This window comes from Methylobacterium aquaticum (assembly GCF_001043915.1).
GTDB classification, from domain to species: domain Bacteria; phylum Pseudomonadota; class Alphaproteobacteria; order Rhizobiales; family Beijerinckiaceae; genus Methylobacterium; species Methylobacterium aquaticum.
Window position 1 is genome coordinate 17,883 of the sequence record NZ_LABX01000047.1, and the last position, 23,810, is coordinate 41,692.

At 69.6% G+C, this 23,810-nt stretch carries 22 protein-coding genes and 1 tRNA gene; 15 read left to right on the top strand and 8 right to left on the bottom strand.

Annotation, left to right across the window (positions count from 1 at the left end; translation table 11 throughout):
- Positions 1–583 precede the first annotated feature (583 nt).
- The 3 genes from VP06_RS06370 to VP06_RS06380 all read left to right on the top strand — a co-directional run bounded on the left by VP06_RS06370 (position 584) and on the right by VP06_RS06380 (position 3,404).
- A complete protein-coding gene (locus VP06_RS06370; protein WP_048462992.1) occupies positions 584–2,203 on the top strand; it encodes an OpgD/OpgG family glucan biosynthesis protein in 1,620 nt (539 codons plus the stop codon).
- Positions 2,200–2,715 (top strand): GNAT family N-acetyltransferase, encoded by a 516-nt coding sequence (locus VP06_RS06375; RefSeq protein WP_048463025.1) that lies wholly within the window; start codon positions 2,200–2,202, stop codon positions 2,713–2,715. Before VP06_RS06370 ends, VP06_RS06375 begins: the two co-directional genes overlap by 4 nt.
- Positions 2,716–2,909: 194 nt before the next feature.
- Entirely contained in the window at positions 2,910–3,404 is a 495-nt protein-coding gene (locus tag VP06_RS06380) for a hypothetical protein (RefSeq protein WP_048462993.1), read from the top strand.
- A 57-nt stretch (positions 3,405–3,461) separates the two neighbouring features.
- On the opposite strand, the gene topA is transcribed toward VP06_RS06380, so the two are convergent.
- The gene (topA, locus tag VP06_RS06385; protein ID WP_048462994.1) at positions 3,462–6,281 is read right to left on the bottom strand and encodes a type I DNA topoisomerase; all 2,820 of its coding nucleotides are present in this window, start codon (positions 6,279–6,281) and stop codon (positions 3,462–3,464) included.
- Between the two features lie 188 nt (positions 6,282–6,469).
- Here topA and VP06_RS06390 point away from each other — a divergent pair, with 188 nt between their 5' ends.
- The 5 genes from VP06_RS06390 (at position 6,470) to dprA (ending at position 11,202) form a co-directional block, all read left to right on the top strand.
- Positions 6,470–7,417 carry an aspartate carbamoyltransferase catalytic subunit gene (locus tag VP06_RS06390; RefSeq protein WP_048462995.1) on the top strand — a complete coding sequence of 316 codons (948 nt, stop codon included), beginning with the start codon at positions 6,470–6,472 and terminating at the stop codon, positions 7,415–7,417.
- Between the two features lie 243 nt (positions 7,418–7,660).
- Positions 7,661–8,068, top strand: coding sequence for an endonuclease domain-containing protein (locus VP06_RS06395; protein WP_048462996.1), 408 nt, complete (start codon positions 7,661–7,663; stop codon positions 8,066–8,068).
- Positions 8,065–9,360: a dihydroorotase gene (locus VP06_RS06400; RefSeq protein ID WP_048462997.1), complete on the top strand. Its 1,296-nt coding sequence runs from the start codon at positions 8,065–8,067 to the stop codon at positions 9,358–9,360. The genes VP06_RS06395 and VP06_RS06400 overlap by 4 nt, the downstream gene beginning before the upstream one ends.
- A complete protein-coding gene (plsY, locus tag VP06_RS06405) occupies positions 9,360–9,959 on the top strand; it encodes a glycerol-3-phosphate 1-O-acyltransferase PlsY (RefSeq protein WP_048462998.1) in 600 nt (199 codons plus the stop codon). Before VP06_RS06400 ends, plsY begins: the two co-directional genes overlap by 1 nt.
- 55 nt (positions 9,960–10,014) lie before the next feature.
- Positions 10,015–11,202, top strand: coding sequence for a DNA-processing protein DprA (gene dprA, locus VP06_RS06410; protein ID WP_048462999.1), 1,188 nt, complete (start codon positions 10,015–10,017; stop codon positions 11,200–11,202).
- Here dprA and VP06_RS06415 read toward each other — a convergent pair.
- Both VP06_RS06415 and VP06_RS06420 read right to left on the bottom strand, forming a co-directional pair.
- Positions 11,194–11,967 carry a tRNA1(Val) (adenine(37)-N6)-methyltransferase gene (locus VP06_RS06415; RefSeq protein WP_048463000.1) on the bottom strand — a complete coding sequence of 258 codons (774 nt, stop codon included), beginning with the start codon at positions 11,965–11,967 and terminating at the stop codon, positions 11,194–11,196. The genes dprA and VP06_RS06415 overlap by 9 nt on opposite strands.
- Positions 11,964–12,188 (bottom strand): putative signal transducing protein, encoded by a 225-nt coding sequence (locus tag VP06_RS06420; protein WP_048463001.1) that lies wholly within the window; start codon positions 12,186–12,188, stop codon positions 11,964–11,966. Before VP06_RS06420 ends, VP06_RS06415 begins: the two co-directional genes overlap by 4 nt.
- A gap of 205 nt (positions 12,189–12,393) precedes the next feature.
- Between VP06_RS06420 and VP06_RS06425 the strand changes: the two genes are divergently transcribed.
- A complete protein-coding gene (locus tag VP06_RS06425) occupies positions 12,394–13,434 on the top strand; it encodes a polyprenyl synthetase family protein (RefSeq protein ID WP_048463002.1) in 1,041 nt (346 codons plus the stop codon).
- Between the two features lie 99 nt (positions 13,435–13,533).
- Here VP06_RS06425 and VP06_RS06430 read toward each other — a convergent pair whose 3' ends face one another.
- Entirely contained in the window at positions 13,534–14,598 is a 1,065-nt protein-coding gene (locus VP06_RS06430) for a hypothetical protein (RefSeq protein WP_048463003.1), read from the bottom strand.
- Positions 14,599–14,724: 126 nt separating this feature from the next.
- On the opposite strand from VP06_RS06430, the gene VP06_RS06435 reads away from it, so the two are divergent.
- Positions 14,725–14,800 (top strand) — tRNA-Lys (locus VP06_RS06435).
- A gap of 327 nt (positions 14,801–15,127) precedes the next feature.
- On the opposite strand, the gene VP06_RS34540 is transcribed toward VP06_RS06435, so the two are convergent.
- On the bottom strand, positions 15,128–15,790 hold the full coding sequence (locus VP06_RS34540; protein ID WP_197093149.1) for a CatB-related O-acetyltransferase: 663 nt from the start codon (positions 15,788–15,790) through the stop codon (positions 15,128–15,130).
- A 238-nt stretch (positions 15,791–16,028) separates the two neighbouring features.
- On the bottom strand, positions 16,029–16,154 hold the full coding sequence (locus tag VP06_RS38535) for a hypothetical protein (protein WP_280950165.1): 126 nt from the start codon (positions 16,152–16,154) through the stop codon (positions 16,029–16,031).
- A gap of 514 nt (positions 16,155–16,668) precedes the next feature.
- Between VP06_RS38535 and VP06_RS06440 the strand changes: the two genes are divergently transcribed.
- The 5 genes from VP06_RS06440 to VP06_RS06460 all read left to right on the top strand — a co-directional run bounded on the left by VP06_RS06440 (position 16,669) and on the right by VP06_RS06460 (position 22,150).
- Complete coding sequence (locus VP06_RS06440) at positions 16,669–17,187, top strand: hypothetical protein (protein WP_245291080.1); 519 nt, start codon at positions 16,669–16,671, stop codon at positions 17,185–17,187.
- A gap of 189 nt (positions 17,188–17,376) precedes the next feature.
- Positions 17,377–18,303 carry an ABC transporter ATP-binding protein gene (locus VP06_RS06445; RefSeq protein ID WP_048463005.1) on the top strand — a complete coding sequence of 309 codons (927 nt, stop codon included), beginning with the start codon at positions 17,377–17,379 and terminating at the stop codon, positions 18,301–18,303.
- A complete protein-coding gene (locus VP06_RS06450; RefSeq protein ID WP_048463006.1) occupies positions 18,300–19,061 on the top strand; it encodes an ABC transporter permease in 762 nt (253 codons plus the stop codon). Before VP06_RS06445 ends, VP06_RS06450 begins: the two co-directional genes overlap by 4 nt.
- A gap of 72 nt (positions 19,062–19,133) precedes the next feature.
- Positions 19,134–20,753, top strand: a complete 1,620-nt coding sequence (locus VP06_RS06455) for an ABC transporter substrate-binding protein (RefSeq protein ID WP_048463007.1) — start codon at positions 19,134–19,136, stop codon at positions 20,751–20,753.
- An 11-nt stretch (positions 20,754–20,764) separates the two neighbouring features.
- Positions 20,765–22,150 carry an amidase gene (locus VP06_RS06460; RefSeq protein WP_082167211.1) on the top strand — a complete coding sequence of 462 codons (1,386 nt, stop codon included), beginning with the start codon at positions 20,765–20,767 and terminating at the stop codon, positions 22,148–22,150.
- A gap of 69 nt (positions 22,151–22,219) precedes the next feature.
- On the opposite strand, the gene VP06_RS06465 is transcribed toward VP06_RS06460, so the two are convergent.
- Positions 22,220–23,047 (bottom strand): SGNH/GDSL hydrolase family protein, encoded by an 828-nt coding sequence (locus tag VP06_RS06465; protein WP_053081557.1) that lies wholly within the window; start codon positions 23,045–23,047, stop codon positions 22,220–22,222.
- A gap of 173 nt (positions 23,048–23,220) precedes the next feature.
- Positions 23,221–23,478, bottom strand: coding sequence for a hypothetical protein (locus VP06_RS06470; protein ID WP_156295482.1), 258 nt, complete (start codon positions 23,476–23,478; stop codon positions 23,221–23,223).
- Positions 23,479–23,810: the final 332 nt, after the last annotated feature.

Genomic DNA, 23,810 nt, shown 5'->3' on the forward strand with positions numbered 1-23,810 from the left:
CGCGGGCGCAGAGCACCCGGAAGCTGCCTTTGCTTGGAACGGGGAAACCCGATCCGCACTCGGGGCAAGGAGAAACAAGCCTCTTCGGTGTCGGCCTTTGGAGGGCCGACGAGACCAAAAAAGCCCGTTCGTCGTTGCTTTAAGCTGCGTCCCCCGTGGAGAGCGGGGTTCGCCGGTTTTGCCTCCGGCTGCCGGTTGTTGTCGGGGTCCGGTGTTGCCACCTGGATGCCGGCCGGAGGGATCCACCCTTCCCGGCCATCGATCCTTTAAGACCCCTGGCGGCTGTCCGGCCTCTTGTCCGGATGCCCACCAACCGGCACGCGGCCACAGGCACGTGCGAAATTGGGCAAGGCGGTAAATACGGAGCCTGGCCCTCCGCCGCAAGCCCCGTCCTGTGGATTTTCGCTGGATTTCCCCAACGTGGCAGCAGGGAGACAGGGCGGGGGCCGGGGCGCCCCGGACGGGGCTTGCCGTGTGGAGACAGCGTCACGCCGCAGGGACTTCTCAAGTGGCGCCGGACGGGCCATTCAGCGCAGCGACGCGGGCGCGCGTTCAGGACGCGCGCGATAGTATCCGGACCATCATGACCCTCGCCCCCTCGCGCCGCGCGCTCCTCGCCGGCCTGCTCTCCACCGCCGCCCTGACCCGGGCGGCCACCGCCCAGGTCGGGCCGACCCAGCCCGGCCCGAGCGCCCTGCCGCCGCCGGATCCGAGCCCGGCCCCGGCCGGCCCCCCGCGCTTCCGCTTCGACGAGGTGGTGCGGCGGGCGCGTGCCCTGGCCGGTGCACCGTTCGAGGCCAACGTGCCGCCGCTGCCGGCGCCGCTCGCCTCGCTCGATTACGATGCCTGGCGCGACATCCGCTTCCGGCCCGACAAGGCATTGCTGGGCGACCAGGACGGACCGTTCCGGCTCCAGCTGTTCCATCCCGGCTTTCTTTATACCCGGCCGGTGACCGTGAACGTGGTGCGGGACGGGGTGCCGACACCGGTGCCCTACCAGCCCGCCCTGTTCGATTACGGCCGCACCGTCATCGACAAGCCGTTGCCGGTCACCCTGGGCTTTGCCGGCTTCCGGCTGCATTATCCGCTCAACAAGCCGGCCGTGCTCGACGAGTTGATCTCGTTCCTGGGCGCCAGCTACTTCCGCTTCCTCGGCCGCGACCAGCTTTACGGGCTGTCGGCCCGGGGCGTCGCGGTCAATGTCGAGGGCGTCGGCGGACCGGAGGAATTCCCGGTCTTCCGCGAGTTCTGGATCGAGATGCCGCCGAAGGGCGCCGACCGGGCGGTGATCTACGCCCTCCTCGACGGGCCGTCCTGCACCGGCGCGTTCCAGTTCCTGGTCTATCCGGGCGACGAGACCGTGGTCGACGTGCGCTGCACGCTCATTCCGCGCCGCGAACTGGCGACGATCGGCATCGCGCCCCTGACCTCGATGTTCTTCATCGGCGAGAACGATCGCCACCATTCGGACGATTACCGCCCCGAGCTGCACGATTCCGACGGGCTCCTGATGCAGTCCGGCGGCGGCGAGTGGATCTGGCGGCCCTTGCGCAACCCGAAGGAGCGCTGCATCTCGGCTTTCCAGGACCGCAACCCGAAGGGCTTCGGTCTGATGCAGCGCGACCGGGTGTTCGAGGATTACCAGGACCTCGAAGCGTTCTACCACCGCCGCCCGGGCTACTGGGTCGAGCCGCAGGGCGAGTGGGGCGAGGGCACGGTGCGCCTCGTCGAATTGCCGACCGAGAACGAGACCCACGACAACATCGTGGCCTCCTGGCAGCCGAAGCAGCCCTACAAGCCCGGCGAGGCGGTGGAGCTGTCCTACAAGATCCGCGCGCTCGCCGAGAGCGACGAGCTGCATCCCGGCGGCCGGGTGGTGAACACCTACGTTGCCCGCACCACGGCGAGCGGCGGCACGGCGGATGCCAGCGAGCCGCGCACCCGGCGCTTCCTCGTCGATTTCTCGGGCGGCGACCTCGCCTACTGGCTCACCGACCCCAAGACCGTCGAGATCGTGCCTTCCACGACCCAGGGCAAGATCACGGCGGTCTCGCTGGTGCCGAACCTCCACGTGAAGGGGTTTCGCGCCGCGATCGACGTGCGGCTCGACCAGCCCGGGCAATCGACCGAACTGCGCGCTTTCTTGCGCGCCCGCGGCCAGACCCTGACCGAGACCTGGACCTATCCGTGGAAGACCGCGTGAGCGGCTATTCCGGCCAAGGCCGCGCGAGCGGCCATCCCGCGCGAGCACCGGCCGTCGCGATCCGGCCGGCGATCCGGGAGGACCTCGACGCCCTGATGGCGCTCGAGGCTGCGGCCTTTGCCACCGATCGGGCCGAGCGCCGGGCGATCCGCCACGCCATCGGGTCGCCGTCGATCTCGCTCCTCGTCGCCCTCGACGAGGCGGTGCTCGTCGGCGCCGCCACGATCGAGCGCCGCCGCGGCAGCCGGCACGCCCGGCTGTCCTCGATCGCGGTCGCGCCGAGCCGGGCCGGCACCGGGCTCGGCCGGGTGCTGCTCCAGGCCGCCGAGGCCGAGGCCCTGGCCCGGGGCTGCGACTCCTTGCGCCTGGAGGTCCGCGAGGATAACGGCGCCGGCATCCGCCTCTACGAGCGCAGCGGCTATCGCCGCTTCGAGACTGTGCCCGATTACTACGAGGACGGCACCACCGCCTGGCGCTACGAGAAAGCTCTGGGAACAGGGGAGGGCGGCTGAGGCGGCTGCCTCGTCCTGATACAACCACGCCACGAGCACGACGGCTCGACATTCCACCGGGTCGTCATGTCCCCGCGGAATGTGCCGTAGCGGCATGGTTTCCGAACGGTTTCGGTTGGCACGCCGGACGCAAGGATCCCGATGACCGAGGCGCCCGTGCCTCGCTCTGGGATCCTGGGGAGACGGTGGTAGCCATGGCTCTGACGAACGCCGATTTCCGCCGGATGGTCGCCGAGAGCCGCGGCGGGGTGCGCCGGCCGCTTCCGCCCCTGACGCTCCCCGACCGGGTTCCGCACCGTTTCGAGCCGGCGTCCCGGATCTCGGCCCGGTTCGACATCCACGACCGGCGCGGCCAAGATGTCCGCCGCGAAGATGTCCGCCGGCAGGATCTCTCTTGCGAGGATCTGCGCCACCATGACGTGCGCACCATCGAGATCGTCTGGGCGACCGCGCCTGTGCCGTCCCGGTCGCGCTTCCTCGGCGGCCTTTCGGCCCTCGCCAAGGTGCTGGCCCTCCCGGTGCTCTTCGCCGGCAGCCTCTACGCGCAGCCGGCCTACGAGTGCCACAAGCAGAAGAGCCTCGGGATGCTGTATTACGGCACCACCGTGCAGATGTGCGTGACCGAGCGCGTGGCGGAGCGCGTCGGAACCGTCCAGGCCTTCCTCGACCGCCAGATGCGAGGGATGTGAGGCACCCCCGTCAATCCCGCGCGTCTGCGGCAGGGCGGAGAATCGGGCTGGGGCGCCCTACTCGCCGGCCGCGCTCTTGGCCACCGGCTTCTTCGCCGGAGCCTTCTTCGCCGGAGCCCTCTTGGCCGTTGCCGGCTTGGCGGTGGCCGTGGCCTCGGCAGTGGCGGCCTTGGCGGCGGTGCTCTTGGCCGCAATCTTCCGCGCGGCCGCCTTCGGCTTCGCGTCGGCTCCCTCCTCGTCGTGCGCCTCCGCCATGTCCTTTCCCGCCGCTTTCGTGGCCTTGGATGCCGTGGCCTTGGCCGCGGTCTTGCGCGCGCCCGCCTTCTTCTTCGTCCCGCCCCCGGCCTCGCGCCGGGCCGCGATCAGGCGCAGGGCCTCGTCGAGGGTCACCGCCTCCGCATCGGCGCCCTTCGGCAGGGTGGCGTTGATCTCGCCGTCGGTGACGTAAGCGCCGTAGCGGCCCGCCTTCACGGTGACCGGCTTGCCGCTGTCCGGCGCGGTGCCGATCAGGCGACCGGGATCCTGCGCCGGGCGCCGCCCGCCGCCCTGCTCCTTCTGCACGATCAGGTCGATGGCGCGGTTGGCGCCGACCTCCAGCACGTCGTCGTCCTTGCCGAGATTGGCGTAGGTCTTGCCGTGCTGCACGTAAGGCCCGTAGCGGCCGATATTGGCCAGGATCGGCTCGCCGGTCTCGGGGTGCTTCGCCACCTCGCGCGGCAGCGAGAGGAGCTTCAGCGCCTTCTCAAGATCGACGGCCGAGGGAGCGAGGCCGCGGGGGAGGGAGGAGCGCTTGGGCTTCTCCGCCCCCTTCTCGGCCGAGGCTTCCCCGAGCTGCACGAAGGGGCCGAACCGGCCGTCGCGCAAGGTCACGGGCAGGCCGGTCTCGGGATCGTCGCCGAGCACGCGCACGCCCGGCTGGCCGCCCTCGCCGGATCCCTCGCCGTCGCCGTCGAGGCCGGTGGCGTTGAGCTGGCGGGTATACTTGCACTCCGGATAGTTCGAGCAGCCGACGAAGGCGCCGAACTTGCCGAGCTTGAGCGAGAGCTGCCCGCCGGCGCAGTTCGGGCAGGCGCGCGGGTTCGAGCCGTCGGCCTTGGCCGGGAAGATGTGCTCGGCAAGAAGCCCGTTCAGTGCCTCCAGCACCTCCGCCGTGCGCAATTCCTTGGTGCCGGCGATCGCCGCGGAGAAGTCGCGCCAGAAGTCGCGGAGCACCGCGCGCCAGTCGATCTCGGCGTTCGAGACCCGATCGAGCTGGGTCTCCAGGTCGGCGGTGAAGTCGTATTCGACGTAGCGGCGAAAGAAGCTCTCGAGGAAGCCGGTGACGATCCGGCCCTTGTCCTCCGGCACCAGGCGCTTCTTGTCTATTTTGACGTATTCGCGGTCGCGCAGGACCTGGAGCACGGCGGCATAGGTCGAGGGCCGGCCGATGCCGAGTTCCTCCATCCGCTTGACGAGGCTCGCCTCGGAATAGCGCGGCGGCGGCTCGGTGAAGTGCTGGGTCGCGGCGATGCGCTCGCGGGTCAGCGCGTCGTCCTTGCGCATCGGCGGCAGGCGGCGGGATTCCTCGTCCTCCTCGTCGTCCTTGCCCTCCTGGTAGAGGGTGAGGAAGCCGTCGAACTTCACCACCTGGCCGGTGGCGCGCAGATCGATGCGGCGCGGGCCGACCTGGGCGGCGATCTCGACCGTGGTCCGCTCCAGCTCCGCCGATTCCATCTGGCTCGCCACCGTGCGGATCCAGATCAGCTCGTAGAGCTTGGCCTGCTCGGGATCGAGGTAGCGGGCGACGTCCTTCGGCAGCCGGCCGAGATCGGTCGGCCGCACCGCCTCGTGCGCCTCCTGCGCGTTCTTGGCCTTGACGCTGTACTTGCGCGGCGCGCCGGGCACGTAAGCGTCGCCGTATTCGGCGCCGATCACCTGGCGCGCCTGGGCGACCGCCTCGGGCGCCATGTCGACGCCGTCGGTCCGCATATAGGTGATGAGGCCGACGGTCTCGCCGCCGATCTCGATGCCCTCGTAGAGGCGCTGGGCCACCCGCATGGTCTGGGCCGGGGCGAGGCCGAGCTTGCGCGACGCCTCCTGTTGCAGGGTCGAGGTGGTGAAGGGCGGCTGCGGGTGGCGCTTGGCCGGCTTGGCCTCGACCGAGGCGACCGTGAAGGTGGCGAGTTCGAGGTCGCGCCGGAAGCCTTCCGCCTCCTCCGCATTGCCGACATCGAGGCGCTGGATCCGCTTGCCGTCGGCGCCCACCAGCCGGGCCTCGAACACGGCGCCGCTCGCGGTCTTGAGCGTCGCGACGATCGACCAGTATTCCCGCGGCTTGAAGGTCTCGATCTCGCGCTCGCGGTCGCAGACGAGGCGGAGCGCCACCGACTGCACCCGGCCGGCCGAGCGGGCGCCCGGCAGCTTGCGCCACAGGACCGGCGAGAGGTTGAAGCCGACGAGGTAATCCAGCGCCCGGCGCGCCAGGTAGGCGTCGACGAGGGCCTGGTCGATCGCCCGTGGCTGGGCCATCGCGGTCTCGACCGCGTCCTTGGTGATGGCGTTGAAGGTGACGCGCTCGATCGCGACGTCCTTGAGCACCTTCTTGGCCTGGAGCGCCTCCAACACGTGCCAGGAAATCGCCTCGCCCTCGCGATCCGGGTCGGTCGCCAGGATCAGCGTGTCGGCGCCCTTGACGGCTTTCGCGATCTCGGCGACGCGCTTCGCCCCGCGATCCTCCAGCTCCCACAGCATATGGAAGTCCTGCTCGGGATCGACCGAGCCGTCTTTCGCCGGAAGATCCCGGATATGTCCGAACGAGGCCAGCACCTCGTAGTCGCTGCCGAGGTATTTATTGATCGTCTTGGCTTTCGCAGGCGACTCGACGACGACGACTTTCATGGACGGGCTGCCTCTTCGAAGAGCACACCGCGGCAGATCGGGCTTCAACTTGTGCGGGGCGGCCGGCGCGGATTTTCGCGCGGCGAAGCGGACAAGTGGGTGATGACGCGGCGGTTGTCAAATACCGAGGACCGTTGCAAGCCATCCTTGCGACCCGTCCCCGCGGCTCCTATAGCCCTCGGCTCAGGATGAGCACCCAGGCACCCCCCGGCTTCCCGCACCGCCACCTCCTCGGCATCGAGGGCCTCTCGCCCCTCGATATCGCGGCGCTTCTCGACCGTGCCGACGAGGCGGTCGAGATCAGCCGCCAGGTCGAGAAGAAGCGCACGACGCTGCGCGGGCGCACCCAGATCAACCTGTTCTTCGAGCCCTCGACGCGGACCCAGTCCTCGTTCGAGCTGGCCGGCAAGCGCCTCGGCGCCGACGTGATGAACATGTCGGTCGCCTCCTCGTCGGTGAAGAAGGGCGAGACCCTGATCGACACCGCCGCGACCCTCAACGCGATGCGCCCCGACATCATCGTGGTGCGCCACCACCAGGCCGGGGCGGTGCACCTGCTCGCCCGCAAGGTCGATTGTTCGGTGGTCAATGCCGGCGACGGCGCCCACGAGCACCCGACCCAGGCGCTGCTCGACGCCCTGACCATCCGGCGCAACAAGGGCCGGGTCGAGGGGCTCACCGTCGCGATCTGCGGCGACGTCCTGCATTCGCGGGTGGCGCGCTCGAACATCATTCTGCTCCAGGCGCTCGGCGCCCGGGTGCGGGTGATCGGCCCCTCGACCCTGCTGCCGCCGGGCCTTCCCCGCTTCGGCGTCGAGGTCTTCACCGACATGCGCAAGGGCCTTGCGGGCGTCGATATCGTCATGATGCTGCGGCTTCAGCGCGAGCGGATGAACGGCTCCTTCGTGCCGTCCGTGAAGGAATATTTCCGGTATTTCGGCCTCGACGGCGACAAGCTGCGCCATGCCAAGCCCGACGCGCTGGTGATGCATCCGGGCCCGATGAACCGCGGCGTCGAGATCTCGTCCGAGGTTGCCGACGGGGCGCAGTCGCTGATCAAGGAACAGGTCGAGATGGGGGTCGCGGTGCGGATGGCGGTGCTGGAAGCGCTGGCCATGCACCTGCCGAACGCGTGAGGATTGGGGCAAGGGCGCGCGGCCTGAACCCTCACCCCTCTGCGGGGGAGGGCGGCGAGCGGAGCGAGCGCAGCGGGACGAAGTCCCGCCGAGAGGGGCAGCGCGACGCTGATCCAGAGGGCGCCCTTCATCACGGTCGCGACCTCTCCGGAAGCGGGTTCCCCTCTCCCGCCCCACTCCGTGGGGCACCCTCCCCCGCAGAGGGGGGAGGGGTTGGGCGGCGAGCTTTAAGAGGAGGAGTGGGTGGAGCAAGGGAAGCGAAATCCGGTCTCCGAACGTCTGAGAGACTTCGCGAAGGATCAGCGCTCCCTTTCAACCCGCGCCGAAGCCCTGTTCTGGAGCCTGGCGCGCGCCGGTCGCCTACACGGCCACAAGTTCAAGCGGCAGGTCCCGATCACTCCCTACATCGTCGATTTCCTTTGCCCGTCCGCACGGCTGATCGTCGAACTCGACGGCGAGCCGCATGAGACGGCCGAGCGCCGCAATCGCGACGCGACCCGCGATGCCTGGCTGCGCAGCCAATCCTTCGAGATCATGCGGTTTTCCAACGAAGCCTTTCTCGGCAAGCCGCAACTCGCGCTCGACGCCGTGCTGGCCACCGTCGAGCGCCGCACCATCTCGCCTCCGCCGAACACAGACCCCATCGCATGACCCCACTCCTCCTCACCAACGCCCACCTGATCGATCCCGCCACCGGCCGCGAGGGCCCGGGCGCGGTGCTCGTCCGCGGCGGGTCGATCGCCGACATCCATTGGGGGCCCGCCGCGCCCCTGCCCGAGGGCGCCGAGGTGATCGAGTGCGGCGGGCAGGTGCTCACCGCCGGCCTCGTGGATCTGCGCGCCTTCGTGGGCGAGCCGGGCGCCGAGCACCGCGAGACCCTGGCGAGCGCCAGCGCCGCCGCCGCCGCCGGCGGCGTGACCACGCTGGTGTGCATGCCCGACACCAACCCGCCGATCGACGAGCCGGCGATCGTCGATTTCGTCCTGCGCCGGGCCCGCGACACTGCCAGCATCCACGTGCTGCCCGCCGCCGCCATCACCAAGGGCCTCGCCGGCCAGGTGATGACCGAGTTCGGCCTGCTCACCGAGGCCGGCGCCGTCGCCTTCACGGATGGGCTGAAGGCCGTCACCAACGCCCAGGTCATGCGCAGGGCGCTCACCTATGCCCGCGATTTCGGCGTGCTGCTGATGCAGCACGTCGAGGAGCCGACGCTGGTCGGCGACGGGGTGATGAACGAGGGCGAGATGGCCTCGCGGCTCGGCCTGCACGGCATCCCGCGGGAGGCCGAGACGATCCTGCTCGAACGCGACATCCGCCTCGTGCGCCTGACCGGCGGGCGCTACCACGCCGCCATGATCTCCTGCGCCGATTCGGTCGAGATCGTGCGCAAAGCCAAGGAGGCGGGACTGCCCGTCACCTGCGGCGTCTCGGTCAACAACCTGGTGCTGAACGAGAACGACATCGGCCACTACCGCACCTTCTGCAAGCTCTCGCCGCCTTTGCGCACCGAGGCCGACCGTCAGGCCGTCGTCGCGGCGCTCAACGAGGGTGTGATCGACGTCGTCGTCTCGGATCACAACCCGCAGGACGTCGAGACCAAGCGCCTGCCTTTCGCCGAAGCCGCCGATGGGGCGCTCGGGATTGAGACGCTGCTCGCCGCCGCCCTCCGTCTGGTGCATGCCGGCGACGTCTCGTTGCCGCGGCTCCTCGCCGCCCTCTCGGCCGCGCCTTCGCGGGTGCTCGGCCGCGAGACCGGGCGCCTCAGCCCCGGCGCTCCCGCCGACCTCGTGCTGATCGACCCGGACGCGCCCTACATTCTCGACAAGCGCCAGCTGAAGTCGCGCTCGAAGAACTCGCCCTTCGACGAGGCGCGGTTGCAGGGCCTTGCCGCACTGACCATGGTCGCCGGCCGCATCGTTCATCGTATCGAGGAGCCGCGCTGATGGCGCCGGACTGGACGCAAGTGGGCCTCTGGCTCGTCATCGGCTACCTGTTCGGCGCAATTCCCTTCGGGCTGATCCTCACGCGCCTGGCCGGACTCGGCGACGTGCGGGCGATCGGCTCGGGCAATATCGGCGCCACCAACGTGCTGCGCACCGGCCGCAAGGGGCTCGCCGCCGCGACGCTTCTGGGTGATGCGCTCAAGGGCACTGCCGCGGTGCTGCTCGCATCGCGGTTCGGCGGGCCGGAGGCGGCCTTGGCGGCGGGGCTCGGCGCCTTCCTCGGCCACCTCTTCCCGGTCTGGCTCGGCTTCAAGGGCGGCAAGGGCGTCGCCACCTTCATCGGGGTGCTGCTCGGCCTGTTCCCGCTCGGCGTCCTGGTCTTCGCCGCGGTCTGGATCGGCCTCGCCGTGCTCCTGCGCTACTCCTCGGCCTCGGCGCTGGCGGCCTCCGCCGCCACCCCCGCCGCCCTGTGGGCCTTCGGCCAGGGGCGCCTCGCGGTGCTGTTCTGCGTCCTCGCCCTGCTGCTATGGTGGAAGCACGCGCCCAATATCCACCGCCTCGCCGCCGGCACGGAAGGGCGCATCGGGCAGAAGGGCTGACGGTCCGACAGCGGCCCTCACCCAAGGTTCGACGGACCTTCGAGGGGAGTGGGTCTTGCAGTTAAGCGACGCGCAGCGCCTCGACTGGCTCCGGCTGATCCGCTCCGAGGGCATCGGGCCACGCACCTTCCGGGGCCTGGTGAACCGCTTCGGCGGGGCCGGCCCGGCGCTCAAGGCCCTGCCGGGCCTCGCCAAGGCCCGGGGCAAGCCGATCCGGGTGACCACGAGGGCGGAGGCCGAGCGCGAGATCGCGGCCGCCGCCCGCCTCGGCGCCCGCTTCGTGGCGATGGGCGAGCCGGACTATCCCCTGCCGCTCCAGGCCACCGCCGACGCGCCGCCGCTGCTCTGCCTGCGCGGCGACGCCGCCTGCCTGACCCGGCCCGCCGTCGCCATCGTCGGCTCGCGCAACGCCTCGGCGGCCGGCCTCACCTTCACCGAGCGCCTGTCGCACGCGCTCGGCGCCGAGGGGCTGGTGATCGTCTCAGGATTGGCCCGCGGCATCGATGCCCGGGCCCACAAGGCGGCGCTTCCGAGCGGCACCGTCGCGGTCCTGGCCGGCGGGCACGACCGGATCTATCCCTCCGAGCACGAGGAGCTGGTCGCCCGCATCCTCGAATCCGGCGGCGCGATCATCGCCGAGATGCCGATGGGCTGGGAGCCGCGGGGCCGCGACTTCCCGCGCCGCAACCGCATCATCTCGGGGGTGTCCCTCGGCACGATCGTGGTCGAGGCGGCCCGCCGTTCCGGCTCGCTCATCACCGCCCGCTTCGCCCTGGAGCAGGGCCGCGAGGTCTTCGCCGTGCCGGGCTCGCCCCTCGATCCCCGGGCCGAGGGCACCAACGACCTGATCCGCGACGGTGCCACGCTCTGCGCCGCCCCCGAGCACGTCATGGCGGTGCTGGCGCCCCTGATCGGCGGGCCGGCGCCGGACGGCGGGGCCGAGGACGCGGCGGACCGGCCGGAGCCCGCGCTCTACTGGGACGAGATCGACTTCTCTGCCGAGCCGGTCACCGCGATGGCGGCCGAGCCGGAGCAGCTCCCCCTGGACGAGCCGCCGCAGCCCGTGATGCGCCAGGATGAGCGGGCCATCCTGCTCGACCTGCTCGGGCCGTCACCGGTCCCGGTCGATGCCCTGGCGCGGCAGGCCGGGATGTCAGCCCGGATGGTCCAGGGCTTGTTGATGGAACTGGAACTCGACGGGACAATCTGGCGGCATCCGGGCGGGGCGGTCTCGTTACGCTGACGCCGCCTCACCCCGATGCATCGCCGCCACCTGCTCGGTGAACCGTCCGTCCGGCCCGTGCAGAACCAGGGCCGGTGCCAGGGTGAACGGCGCCCGGCTGCCGCGCACGCCGGATACCAGCACCCGGATCGCCGCAGCCTCCGCCCGCGGCTGGACCGGCGTGACCTGGAGCCCACCGAACCGGCCGGCCAGGGTGTCGAGGCAGGCCGGGAGCGCATCGGCCCGGTGGATCAGCGCCAGCCGGCCCCCGGGGCGCACGAGGTCGGCGCAGGTGCGCAGCCACGCTTCCAGTCCGCCGGGCGCGGAGAAGCCGTGCGCCGCAGCCCGGACCGCCACCGGCGAGGCACGGTGACGGCCGGGCTCGAAGAAGGGCGGATTGGTGAGCAGCAGGTCGATGGAATCGGGCAGGAGGCCGGCGGCGCGGCGCTCGCGGCCCGGCGCGGTCACGTCGGCCTCGATCACCCGGACGCGGGAGGCGAGCCCGTTCTCCTGTGCGTTGAGGCGAGCCAGGGATGCGGCCTCCGGGTCGCGCTCGACCAGCATCACCTGCGCCTGCGGGCAGGCGCGGGCGACCGCGAGCCCGACTGCCCCGGTGCCGGCACCCAGGTCGCAGACGGTCAGGTCGGAGGCCGTTTCGCCGGCACTCGCGGCGAGCAGCACCGCGTCGGTCCCGGCCCGGTGGGCGCCCCGCGGCGACTGGCGCAGGGAGAGCCGCCCGCCGAGCCAGGCATCGGCCACGGGCAGGGCGTCCGTCGCGCCCGTCATGATGGCCGCAACTCGTGGGCGAGGCCCGCATCGGTGAGGATGCGCCGCGCCTGGCGGGCATGGTCGTCCGGCACCAGCAGCCGGCGCGGGAAGGCGCCGATCATCCCCTCCATCACGCTGATATGGGTGTCGGCCACCAGAACCGGGATCTCGGCGCCGGTGAGAAGGGATTCCGCGAAGCCGATCAGGACGAGATCGTTGGTGCGGATCAGCTCGATCATGGTGCGGTACGCGGGTCCTTGCTCGGATCGCGGCGGCCATACCACAGTCGGGCGCCGGGTGCGCCGCATCCCCAGGTCGCGCCATGCGCCACGGGGGCTTGCGGCAGCTTGCGTGTTGCCGCCGGGGGCGGTCGCGTGCCAAAGGGGGCGGGAATAGATCGAGGAGCCCCGCGGTCCGGGGCGGCTCTGAGGAGATCGCGCGGGCGTGGGCGTCGTACTTCCCCTTCAGGACAAACCCTCCGACCCAGAGGCCAGCCTCGATGCCCTGGTGGGGCTCGTGGCCGGCGGGATGGAGCGCGTCAACGCGATGATCCTGTCGCGCACCGGCTCCGACGTGACGATGATCCCGGAGGTCGCCAACCACCTGATCTCCTCGGGCGGCAAGCGCCTGCGCCCGATCCTGACCCTCGCGACCGCCTCCTTGAGCGGCTACGGCCCGGCAAAGGGCGAACAAGCCGATGGCGACGTCAAGCTCGCCGCCAGCGTCGAGTTCATGCACACCGCCACGCTGCTCCACGACGACGTGGTCGACGAGAGCGACATGCGCCGCGGCAAGGTGGCGGCGCGGATCAAGTGGGGCAACGAGGCCAGCGTCCTCGTCGGCGACTTCCTGCTCGGTCAGGCTTTCAAGATGATGGTCGAGGTCGGCTCGCTGCGCGCCCTCGACATCCTGTCCTCGGCCGCCTCGGTGATCGCCGAGGGCGAGGTGATGCAGCTCACCGCCGCCCGCAGCACCGAGACCACCGAGGACGAGTACCTGGCGGTGATCCGGGCCAAGACCGCCGAATTGTTCGCCGCCGCCTGCGAGGTCGGCCCGGTCATCGCCGAGCGGCCGACGCCCGAGATCGCCGCCTGCCGCAGCTACGGCATGAATCTCGGCATCGCCTTCCAGCTCGTCGACGACGCCCTCGATTACGGCGGCACCAGCGCCGATCTCGGCAAGAATGTCGGCGACGACTTTCGCGAGGGCAAGATCACCCTGCCGGTGGTGCTGTCGTTCCGCCGCGGCAGCGACGAGGAGCGGGCCTTCTGGCGCCGCACCCTGGAGCGCCAGGAGATCGAGGAGCCCCGCGATCTCGAGGCGGCCATCGCGATCATGCGCCGCCACTGCGCCCTGGAGGACACGATCGCGCGCGCGCGCCAGTACGGCGCCATGGCCAAGGACGCGCTGGCCTTGTTCCCGGCCTCGCCGATGAAGCAGGCGCTGCTCGAGGCGGTGGATTTCTGCATCGCCCGGGCCCGGTAGCGCAGCACCGCCCTCCGTCCCGCTCCGCCGCCCGCGGCGGCACTCGCCACGGGGCTTCGTGCCGCCGCGAAGGGGACTGCGCCGGCGCGCCCGAACGGCCTATTTCCCCCCGCCGGACGGGGCGGCGAGGACGCGGTAGACACCGTCCGGATCGTCGCGTCGCTCCTCCACCGCCCGTCTCAGATCCGCGACGATGCGGGCGGCGATCGGCAGGCGGTAGTGCAGAGCGTCCCAGTAATTCGTGTCGTCCCGCGTAACCACCGACGGGATGCGGAAATCGACCAGCGTCGCGCCGTGCCGGCGGGCGATCTCGGCCACCCGCGCCTTGCAGACCTCCTCCCGTGCCGCCGCGGCACTGCCCGGGCGCGGCTGGGCCGCCACGTTCACCGGCATGAAGGCGACGAGCGCGAGCCCGTCCGCCGGGACGAGGCCGAGGAGTTCGTCGAGCCAGGGCAGGGCCGGGAAGGGGGCCCCGAGGTCGGTCTGCCCATCGGGAGCCGTTCCGTCGCCGTGGATATGCGCGGCCGCGCGGGCGGCGTCGTAGCTCGCCTCCGGCGGGGTGAAGACCTCGTAGCCGTCGCCACGGATCCGCACCGGCATCCTCCCGAGGGCATGGAGCAGCACCCGCCCGGCGATCTCGACGCTCTGCTGGTTCCATTGGCGGAACGGCGCGGTCCAGTCCGGTGGCTCCCGGTACAGCCAGGGCGGGAAGGGCCGGAAGGTCAGGCGCTTCACGTCGGCCTGCGCCTCGCACCAGGGCGCGTCGAGCCCGAACAGCACTGCCTTCGCGGGCGCGCGGGTGAGGAAGAGCCGGGCGACCTGGGTCTGCTCCCAGGGGGTCGCCGCATTCATGGCGAGGTTGGCGAAACGGCCGCCGAAGGCCCGGTCGAGTCCTTGGGGGTCGAGGAGGCGGGCGGTCGAGGTGCCGAACACCGCCGCGTCGTAGGCGCCGCCCCGCACCACCTGCGGGTACATGAAGCGCTGGTTCAGATCCATGATCGGCCCCGGCGCCCGTCCCGGCGCGGCACGCAGGCCATAAGGATCGAGGATCGTCACGAAGGCGAGCACCACGAGCCCCATCGCCGCGGCCGTGCCGAGGAGGAGGCCGGCGAAGCGCCGCCAGGCGACGGCGGAAGCAGCGAGCAGGGCGGGGTCTGGCGGCATCGGAACGCGGCTGGGTGTGGGCGGCCCTGGTCCCCCGGTTGACCCGGCCGCGTCAACCCCCTATGTCCGCCCTGTCCCAAGCAGGATCGGGTCGGCCTACCAGCGCCGCGCCATCGTCCGGGATGCGGGCGCGTAGCTCAGCTGGTAGAGCAACGGACTTTTAATCTGTAGGTCCTGGGTTCGAGTCCCAGCGCGCTCACCACATCCCACCGTCATCGCAGGTTTTCCGGGTCGGAACGAACGGCGTTCCGGGTGGATGAAGCCCATGATCGCCCGACATGATTGCCCGATCCGAGAAAGGTGCGGGCGCCGTTGGTCGTGACTGGCCGAGCCGACCGCCTCGGCGCCCTCACGACGCGGCGTGTCTGCCGGACGGATCGCTCGGGCGCATGTTCACCGCGGGAGCGACAAAGGAATCCAGGCACCGTCCGCATCGCGACCCGCCTCACCGTCGCTTCGCGATGCGGACGGCAAGAAAGCGCCCGATGGAGACACAAAAAGGCAGCGACGAAGCCACTGCCGTATCTCCTCAAAAGAATATTTCGTCGAACACCTTGAGATTGCCAGACTCTATCAGTTCAAGGAATTGTTCGATTTTTCTAAAATCTATATCGACAAAATCAGTAAATTTATACTTCCACCATTCGCTTTTCAATAGTCGCTCGATGGTTTTTTCATCAAATCGATATTTTATGATGCGCCCGGGATTTCCGACGACAACAGCGTAGGGTGGAACGTCTTTCGTGACGATACTCCGTCCTCCAATGATGCAGCCTGTTCCGAGCTTGACCCCCGCACGCACATAGGCTCCCGATCCGATCCAGACGTCGTGGCCGATCTCGATCTGCTTGAAGAATCGGCTATCCTCCGAAAAACCTTGCGTTCTATAATTCGTGCCGAAAGCCGCCTCTTCGAACATTCCATAATCAAAGGTAATGGCCGATGTCGTAAATCGATCGATCGGATGCTCGAATTCGCCAAAAGAAATGCTATGCGCAATCGAGCAGTAGCGTCCTATTGATTTGATGACAGGGCTTATGTGAGACCAGCTATAGCTGAACGATCCGATCGACGCGCGCGAGGAAAGATCGATTCCAGAAAAAAGCTTGACGTGCCTCTCGAATCGTGCTTCACCCGGAAGGCTATGTTGCTGATCGGGAAATCTGCATCCGAGATCGAGCAACTGCCGCATTCTGTCAACACTCATGATGTTTTCTTTCATATTTGGTGGAACGGTTTGAATTGTGTTCTGGTTGAGCGCGAATCGCCAATTTCGAGTGGAAGTTTATTTCCATGTATTTTATTTGAGCGCTCGGCAAAAGTGATGCTCGTGAGGCTCGCGGAGGCGCTGATATGTCCGTCATTGTTTTCGAGAGGCATAGTGCGCGGAGCGCTTTGAACAACGGTTGCAATCGATAGATGTAAAGACATTACTCGTCCAGGTTCGAGACCCGATCAGCACCGGAATGCGCTGACGGGGCGAGAGCGAGGGCGGGCGCGACGATGTGGGCGAGCTTGTCGTAGCGGGGCGGCACGCCGCCGCCTCGATCCGCCAACCACCCCGATCGCACCGCGCGTCGGCGAGCATCAGCCGACGGCCGCTTACAAGATGTCGCTGTCGCGGAGCGCAAGCTGTTGCTTGGCAACGGTCTGCGGTCTCTTGGAATGGGCTCGGAATTGTCCGGCTCGTGGCCCGATCGGGCACGGGATAGAGTGGCGTCGCTGCGACCTGCCCGATGGCGGTGGACTTGCTTCGACCGGGCGGGCATTTTTCATGTCCGTGATTTTCTTGATATTTCGTTTTATAGCTATGAACATATGTAAAAACAATCTTTTTTATTGCACCACTGCGATTTGTTTTGATGATTTGATGGCATGCAATCAAGCCGGTTCGGCGCTCTGCTGTCGAGCGGGAGTCTGCGAACATGGCACTACAGCGCCGCTCACACCGTTCGATCGGGGATTGCAGCATCAGGAGAGAGGCTCGGCTTCGTTGACGGGAGCCAGGGCCTGTGCAAGGGACACCCGCCCAGTTTCACCGGAGGGGCAATGTCGGGGAATGATGCGCTCATGAAAGCCTTGGCTGATGTGAGCCAGCGCAGGGCGGCACTCGAGGCGGAGTACGAGCGGATCGGGACAGAGCTGGCGAAGCTCCGGCTCGCCGAGAACGCGCTCCGGGCCATCATCGAGGAGACGCCGATCGAGGATCTCGGCCTGCTGCCGCCCTCTGCGGGGCCAGTCCCCAGCCCGGAAAGGGGCGAGCCCCGCGCGAGCGGGCGGCGGGGCCCACGCGGCCCGCGGGCGAACTCGACCAAGGGCCGCCTCAAGGCGCTGATCGATGGGGCCGGGCCACAGGGCCTGTCGCAGCCGCAGATCCTGCGTGCGCTGCCCGACGCCGCTCCGACGACCATCAACGCCTATCTCAGCGCCATGGTGACGGCCGGCGAGGCGCTGCTGGTCGGCAATTTCTACACCAAGCCCCGGACGCGGGACGACGAGGCCGAGCGGCCGGACGAGGACGTCGATGACGGCGACGAGGTCGCCGACGAGGACGATCGCGATCAGGAGAGCGCCGAAAAGACCGCCTGACCCCGTTCCGCCGTGTGCGTTTCGGCACCGGCCGGGTGGAGGAAGGGGGCACATCCAGGCCACACCCGGCCGCTTCCTCGTTGCGCCCTGCTCCGGCGCGACGCCTTGTCGGCCAAGGACGGTGGCGAGCCGGCCTCCGCGGCCTAGGTGATGGGCGACCCCGCTCGCCCTGACACGCCCTGGGACCGGATGACGCCCATCATCACGATTGCCAATCTGTCGAAGACCTACGCCTCGGGCCACGCCGCGCTCAAGCGCGTCGACCTGAGCGTCCGCCAGGGCGAGATCTTCGCCCTGCTCGGGCCCAACGGCGCCGGCAAGACGACCCTCATCAGCATCATCTGCGGCATCGTCACGCCGAGCACCGGCACGGTGACGGTCGGCGGCCACGACATCCTGGCCGAACCCCGCCTGGCCCGGCGGCTGATCGGCCTCGTGCCGCAGGAACTCACCGCCGACGCCTTCGAGACGGTGTGGGCGACGGTGAGTTTCAGCCGCGGCCTGTTCGGCCTGAAGCCCGATCCCGCCCATATCGAGCGGATCCTGCGCGACCTCTCCCTGTGGGAGAAGCGCGACGCGAAGATCATGACCCTGTCGGGGGGCATGAAGCGCCGGGTGCTGATCGCCAAGGCGCTCTCGCACGAGCCGCGCATCCTGTTCCTCGACGAGCCCACCGCGGGCGTCGACGTGGCATTGCGCCAGGACATGTGGCGCCTGGTGCGCCGCCTGCGCGACCAGGGCGTGACCGTGATCCTCACCACCCACTACATCGAGGAGGCCGAGGAGATGGCCGACCGGGTCGGGGTGATCGCCAAGGGCGAGATCGTGCTGGTCGAGGAGAAGGCCGAGCTGATGCGCAAGCTCGGCCGCAAGGAGCTGACGCTCCAGCTCCACGACCCGCTGGCCGCCCTGCCGCCCGCTCTCGCCAGCTATCCGCTCTCCCTGTCGCAGGACGGCACCGGGCTGACCTACACCTACGACACCAAGGCCGAGCGCACCGGCATCACCGCGCTCCTCACCGACCTCGCCGCCGCCGGCATCCGCTTCCGCGACCTCCAGACCCGGCAAAGCTCGCTCGAGGACATCTTCGTCGATCTCGTGAAGGACCGCGCATGAACTGGCCCGCCATCCGTGCCATCTACGGCTTCGAGATGCACCGCGCCTTCCGCACGCTGCTCCAGAGCATCGTCGCGCCGGTGATCTCGACCTCGCTCTACTTCGTGGTGTTCGGCGCCGCGATCGGCGGGCGGATCACCTCGGTCGATGGTGTCCCTTACGGCGCCTTCATCGTGCCGGGGCTGATCATGCTGACGCTGCTCACGCAGAGCATCGCCAACGCCTCGTTCGGCATCTACTTCCCGCGCTTCTCCGGCACGATCTACGAGATTCTGTCGGCGCCGATCTCGGCGACCGAGATCGTCGCCGGCTATGTCGGCGCGGCGGCCACCAAGTCGATCATGCTCGGGCTGATCATCCTGGCGACCTCGGCCCTGTTCGTGCCGTTGCGCATCGAGCACCCGTTCGTGATGGTGCTGTTCCTGGTGCTCACCGCCGTCACCTTCAGCCTGTTCGGCTTCGTGATCGGCCTGTGGGCGGACGGCTTCGAGAAGCTGCAACTGGTGCCGCTCCTCATCGTCACGCCGCTGACCTTCCTTGGAGGCAGCTTCTACTCGATCGACATGCTGCCGCCCCTGTGGCGGAGCGTGAGCCTCCTCAACCCGGTCGTCTACCTCATCAGCGGCTTCCGCTGGAGCTTCTACGGCCACTCGGACGTCAACCCGGCGGTGAGCCTCGCCATGGCCGTGGTGTTCCTGGTCGCCTGCCTGGCGGCCGTGGCATGGATCTTCCGCACGGGGTACCGGCTCAAGAGCTGACGGCGATACTGCGCGAGAGCCGGACTGGCCCGGCTCTTGCGGTGGCGGGCGGGCCTTCCGGAGCCTGCCGCCATGCCCCGCCCGATCCGTCCCCCCGCGGCTCTCGCCGCGCTCGTCCTCGCCGCCGCACCGGCCCTCGCCCAGTCGCCCCCGGCCGGCGGGTCCGTCCTGCGCATCGGCATGACCGCCGCCGACGTGCCGACCACCACCGGCATGCCGAATAACGGCTTCGAGGGCATGCGCTTCCTCGGCTACCCGGTCTTCGAGGGGCTGGTCCTGTGGGACCTCTCGCGCACCGACCGGCTGGCGGGGCTGCGGCCGGGCCTTGCGGAACGCTGGGAGCAGGCGCCGGACGACGCGAAGACCTGGATCTTCCACCTGCGACAGGGCGTGCACTTCCATGACGGCACCGCCTTCGATGCCGACGCGGTGATCTGGAACCTCGACCGCTACTTCAAGTCGGACAGCCCGCACTACGAGCTGCCGGCCGCCGGCATCACCCGGGCGCGGGCGCCCCTGCTGGCGAGCTACCGCAAGATCGACGACCGCACGGTCGCCATCACCAGCGCCAGTCCAGCGTCGTACTTCCCCTACATGGTGGTCTACCTGCTGTTCACCTCGCCGGCTTCGTTCGAGGCGGCCGGGCGGGACTGGGCTAAGGTCGCGATGCTGCCGGCGGCCGGCACCGGGCCGTTCCGCATCACCGCGGTCCGTCCGCGCGAGGCGGTCGAACTCGCCCGCAATCCCGCTTACTGGGACCGCGACAACCTCGCCAAGGTCGACAAGGTGCGGCTGATGCCGATTCCCGAGGCCAATGCCCGCATCGCGGCGCTCCGTGCGGGTCAGGTCGACTGGATCGAGGCACCGGCGCCGGACGGCCTCGCCTCCCTGCGGCAGGCGGGCTTCACCATCACCACCGGCTCCTACCCGCATGTCTGGCCGTGGTTCTACAACATCGGTGCCGCCAACAGCCCGCTCAAGGACGTGCGGGTGCGCCAGGCGCTGAACTACTGCATCGACCGGGACGGGCTGGTGACCTTCCTGAACGGCACCGCCGAGCCGTCGGTCGGCTGGCTCAAGGCCGCCGATCCGAATTTCGGCGCGCCGCAGAACCGCTACCGCCTCGATCCCCAGAAGGGTCGGGCGCTGCTCGCCGAGGCCGGCTTCACCGACAAACATCCGCTCGCCCTCAAGGTGATGATCTCGACCTCCGGCTCGGGGCAGATGCAGCCGCTGCCGATGAACGAGTTCTTGCAGGAGAACCTGAAGCAGACCTGCAACGTCGACGTCACGTTCAACGTCGTCGAGTGGCAGGTGCTGCTCAATGCCGGGCGGGCGGCGCCCGACGCGCCGGCCTTGCAGGGGGCGAACGCGCTCAACGTCTCGTCGCCCTCCTCGGACGTCGCCGTGATGGCGCGCTACTTCGCCTCCGCCAACGTCTCGCCGAAGGGCTTCAACTTCCCGCAATGGAAGGATGCCCGCTTCGACGCGGCCCTGGCCGAGCTTGCCGCCGCGACCGACCCCGAGACCGTCGCCAAGGCCACCCGGGTGGCGCATGAGCGCCTGGTCGACGATCCGCCCTGGCTGTATATCGTGCATGACCTCAACCCCCGGGCGATGTCGCCGCGGGTGAAGGGCTTCGTCTCGCCCCAATCCTGGTTCGTGGACATGACCCGGATCAGCGTCCAGTGAGGAGCCCTCTCGTGACCGATCTTGCCGAGCGTCCCGCCCATGCCCTCGCCCGCGCCATCGCGGCCCGGGAGATCTCGCCGGTCGAGGTCGTCGAGGCGCATCTCGATCGCATCGCGCGCCTCGATCCGCAGCTCCGGGCCTTCGTCGAGGTCTATGGCGACGATGCCCGGCTTGCCGCCGAGGGCGCCGACCGGATGATCCGCGCCGGCCACGCCGTCGGCCCGCTGCATGGCGTGCCGGTGGCGCTCAAGGACCTGATCGATCTCGACGGCCGGATCACCACCGGCGGCTCGGCGCATTTTCGCGCGCGCCGCGCCACCGGGACCGCCACGATCGCCCGGCGGATGCTGGCGCAGGGCATGATCGTGCTCGGCAAGACCCACACGGTCGAGTTCGCCTTCGGCGGCTGGGGCACCAACCAGCACATGGGCACGCCCTGGAACCCCTGGGACCGGGAGACGCCGCGGACGCCCGGCGGCTCGTCGAGCGGCTCGGGCGTCGCGGTGGCGGCCCGGATGGCGCCCTGGGCGATCGGCACCGATACCGGCGGCTCGGTGCGGTTGCCGGCCTCGTTCTGCGGGCTCACCGGCCTCAAGGTCACGGTCGGCCGCATCAGCACCGCCGGTATCGTGCCCCTGAGCACCACCCTCGATACGCCGGGGCCGATGGCCCGCAGCGTCGAGGACGTGGCGCTGCTCTACACCGTGCTGTCGGGCCCCGATCCCCGCGACCCGAATACGCGGGGCATCGACCCCGAGGACCCGATGCCGGTGCTGCGTCGCGGCGTCCGGGGCCTGCGCCTCGCCCGCATGCCCGCCGCGGAGCGGGCGGGCGTCTCGCCCGAGATGCTCGACGCTTACGATGCCTCCCTGGAGGCGCTGGCACATCTCGGCGCCGAGATCGTCGACGTGGCACTGCCGTTCCGCTTCGCCGATCTGCTGGCGACCTCGGCGATCGTGATGGCCGAGTGCTACTTCTTCAACGGCGCCTTGTCGGAGGACCGGGCTTCGCTCCTCGACGAGGATGTCCGCCTGCGGACCCTCGCCGGGGCCGGGGTGACCGCGCAGGACTACCTGCGCACGCGCCGGATGCAGCAGGAGATGAAGGCCCTCTTCGCCCAGGCGATGGAGGGCATCGACGCCCTCCTGACCCCGACCACCGAGACCGCCGCGATTCCCCTCGACGCCGTCGACCAGGCGGTGATGCCCTCGCGCTTCACCCGCTTCGGCAACCTGCTCGAGCTCTGCGCCCTGGCGCTGCCGAACGGGTTCACGCCGGCGGGCCTGCCCCTCTCGCTCCAGATCGTCTGCCGCGGCTATGACGAGGCGACGGCCCTGCGCATCGGGCAGGCCTATCAGGGGGCGACGGAGTGGCACCTGCGCGCGCCGGCTTTCTGACACGGCCGCGCCCTCGAACGGGTCGTTCGAGGGCGCGGATCAGGCCGATGTCGCGAGGATGAGGCGGGCTCAGCCCCGCTTGAGGGCCACGTGGTCCGGCAGCTTCTGGCGCTTGGCGCGGGCGACCGCCTGGAGCGGGTCGGGCCGCGGCGTCACGGCGTCGCGGATGTCGCGGCCGAGCGCCTGGGCGAGGCAGGCATAGCCCTGGTCGCCCATGTGGAAGTTGTCGGCGGACAGCATGCCGGCGAGCAGGCCCGGATCCTGCCGGTTCCAGTCCTTCATCAGGGCGTAGCGGGAGAAGACCGGCACCTCGGCGCCGGTCGCCACCGACGCCACGAGGCCGACGAAGCGCTCGTAGCGGGCGTGGTCCGGGATCGCCGGGTAATATTGCTGGTCGAGGATGATGAGGTCGCTGCCGGCGGCGCGGACGAGGGCGATGCCCTGTTCCAGCCGCTCCCGGAACGCGGTCTCGCTGCCGCCGGTGATCGCGTCGTTGGTGCCGACCTGCCAGATCACCAGGTCGGGCTTGACCGGCTGCGTGAGAGCCTCGGCGAGGCGCGCCAGCGTCTGGTTCGCGGTCTCGCCGCCGATGCCCGCGTTGATGACGTCGACCGGGGTGCCGCGCCAGGCGGTGCGCAGGGACTGCTCCAGGAGGTGCGGATAGGTCCGGTCCGGCGCAGAGGCGCCGACGCCCTCCGTGGAGGACGAGCCGATGGCGAGCACCCGCACCGCCTCGCGCCGCGCCACATGCGCCTCGGTCACGGCGAGGCTCATCCGTTCCGCCGCCGCCGGCAGCGAGGCCGGGCACGCCGCCGCAGGGAAGGCCGCAACGAGATGACCGGCGAGGAGGACCGCCGACAGGCAGGCCATCCGGCCCAGGTGAAACCGGCGAAGCATGGCAGTTCCGGGAGAAGGAGGGAGACGAACCGGATCGGTTCCGTATCGGGGAGGTAACATGCACGTGACCGCCGATCCAGCCGAAAGCGAAGCTGAGCCAAGACCAGCCCCGCGTCTCTGCTCCGCTGGTCAGCGAAAGCGATGGCGTTTTCCGATAATGGCGCCGGTTCGACTCACCGGGGCTTAAGCTTGAGGGTTGGTTGCGGCGGACCGGTCGGAGCCGCCCGCTCCCGGCCGGACGCCTCGTGCGGGATCGCCGTGTCCTGCGGCAGCGCGCGCACGTCCGTGCCGTTGGCGGCGCGCGTCAGCGGGCGGGTGACGTCGCCGCCCAGGGCCTGCTGTGGCGCGACGTCGGGCGCGCCGAGGCAGGGCAGGGTGCCGCGCCTCTCGATGTCCCAGGGCCGCGACAGCGGCGCCCGGGGGTCCAACACGCCGGCGGACGAGGATCGCGCGGAACGCCCTCCGGTGTGGTCCGTATCCGGCGCTGTCCCGTCACGACCCGGAGCGTGACGAGACCATGGGTCGAGACCTAAGCAGAGTTCGCCGAAGTGGTCACCGGTTCGGCGGCAAAAATCTGCGGTCAAACAAGAGACTAAGCGGACGAAGCGTTGGCCTGCCAACGCAAGTCTGCTTAGCGTCGCGTCCGTGGCGGCTGCCCCGTTCCCCAGAGCATTTTCCGACGAAGTGGATACCGGTTCGTCGTAGAAATGCGGCAAAATCAAAGAGCTAGAGAAGCTTCGCGATTGCCATGCGATCGTGAAGC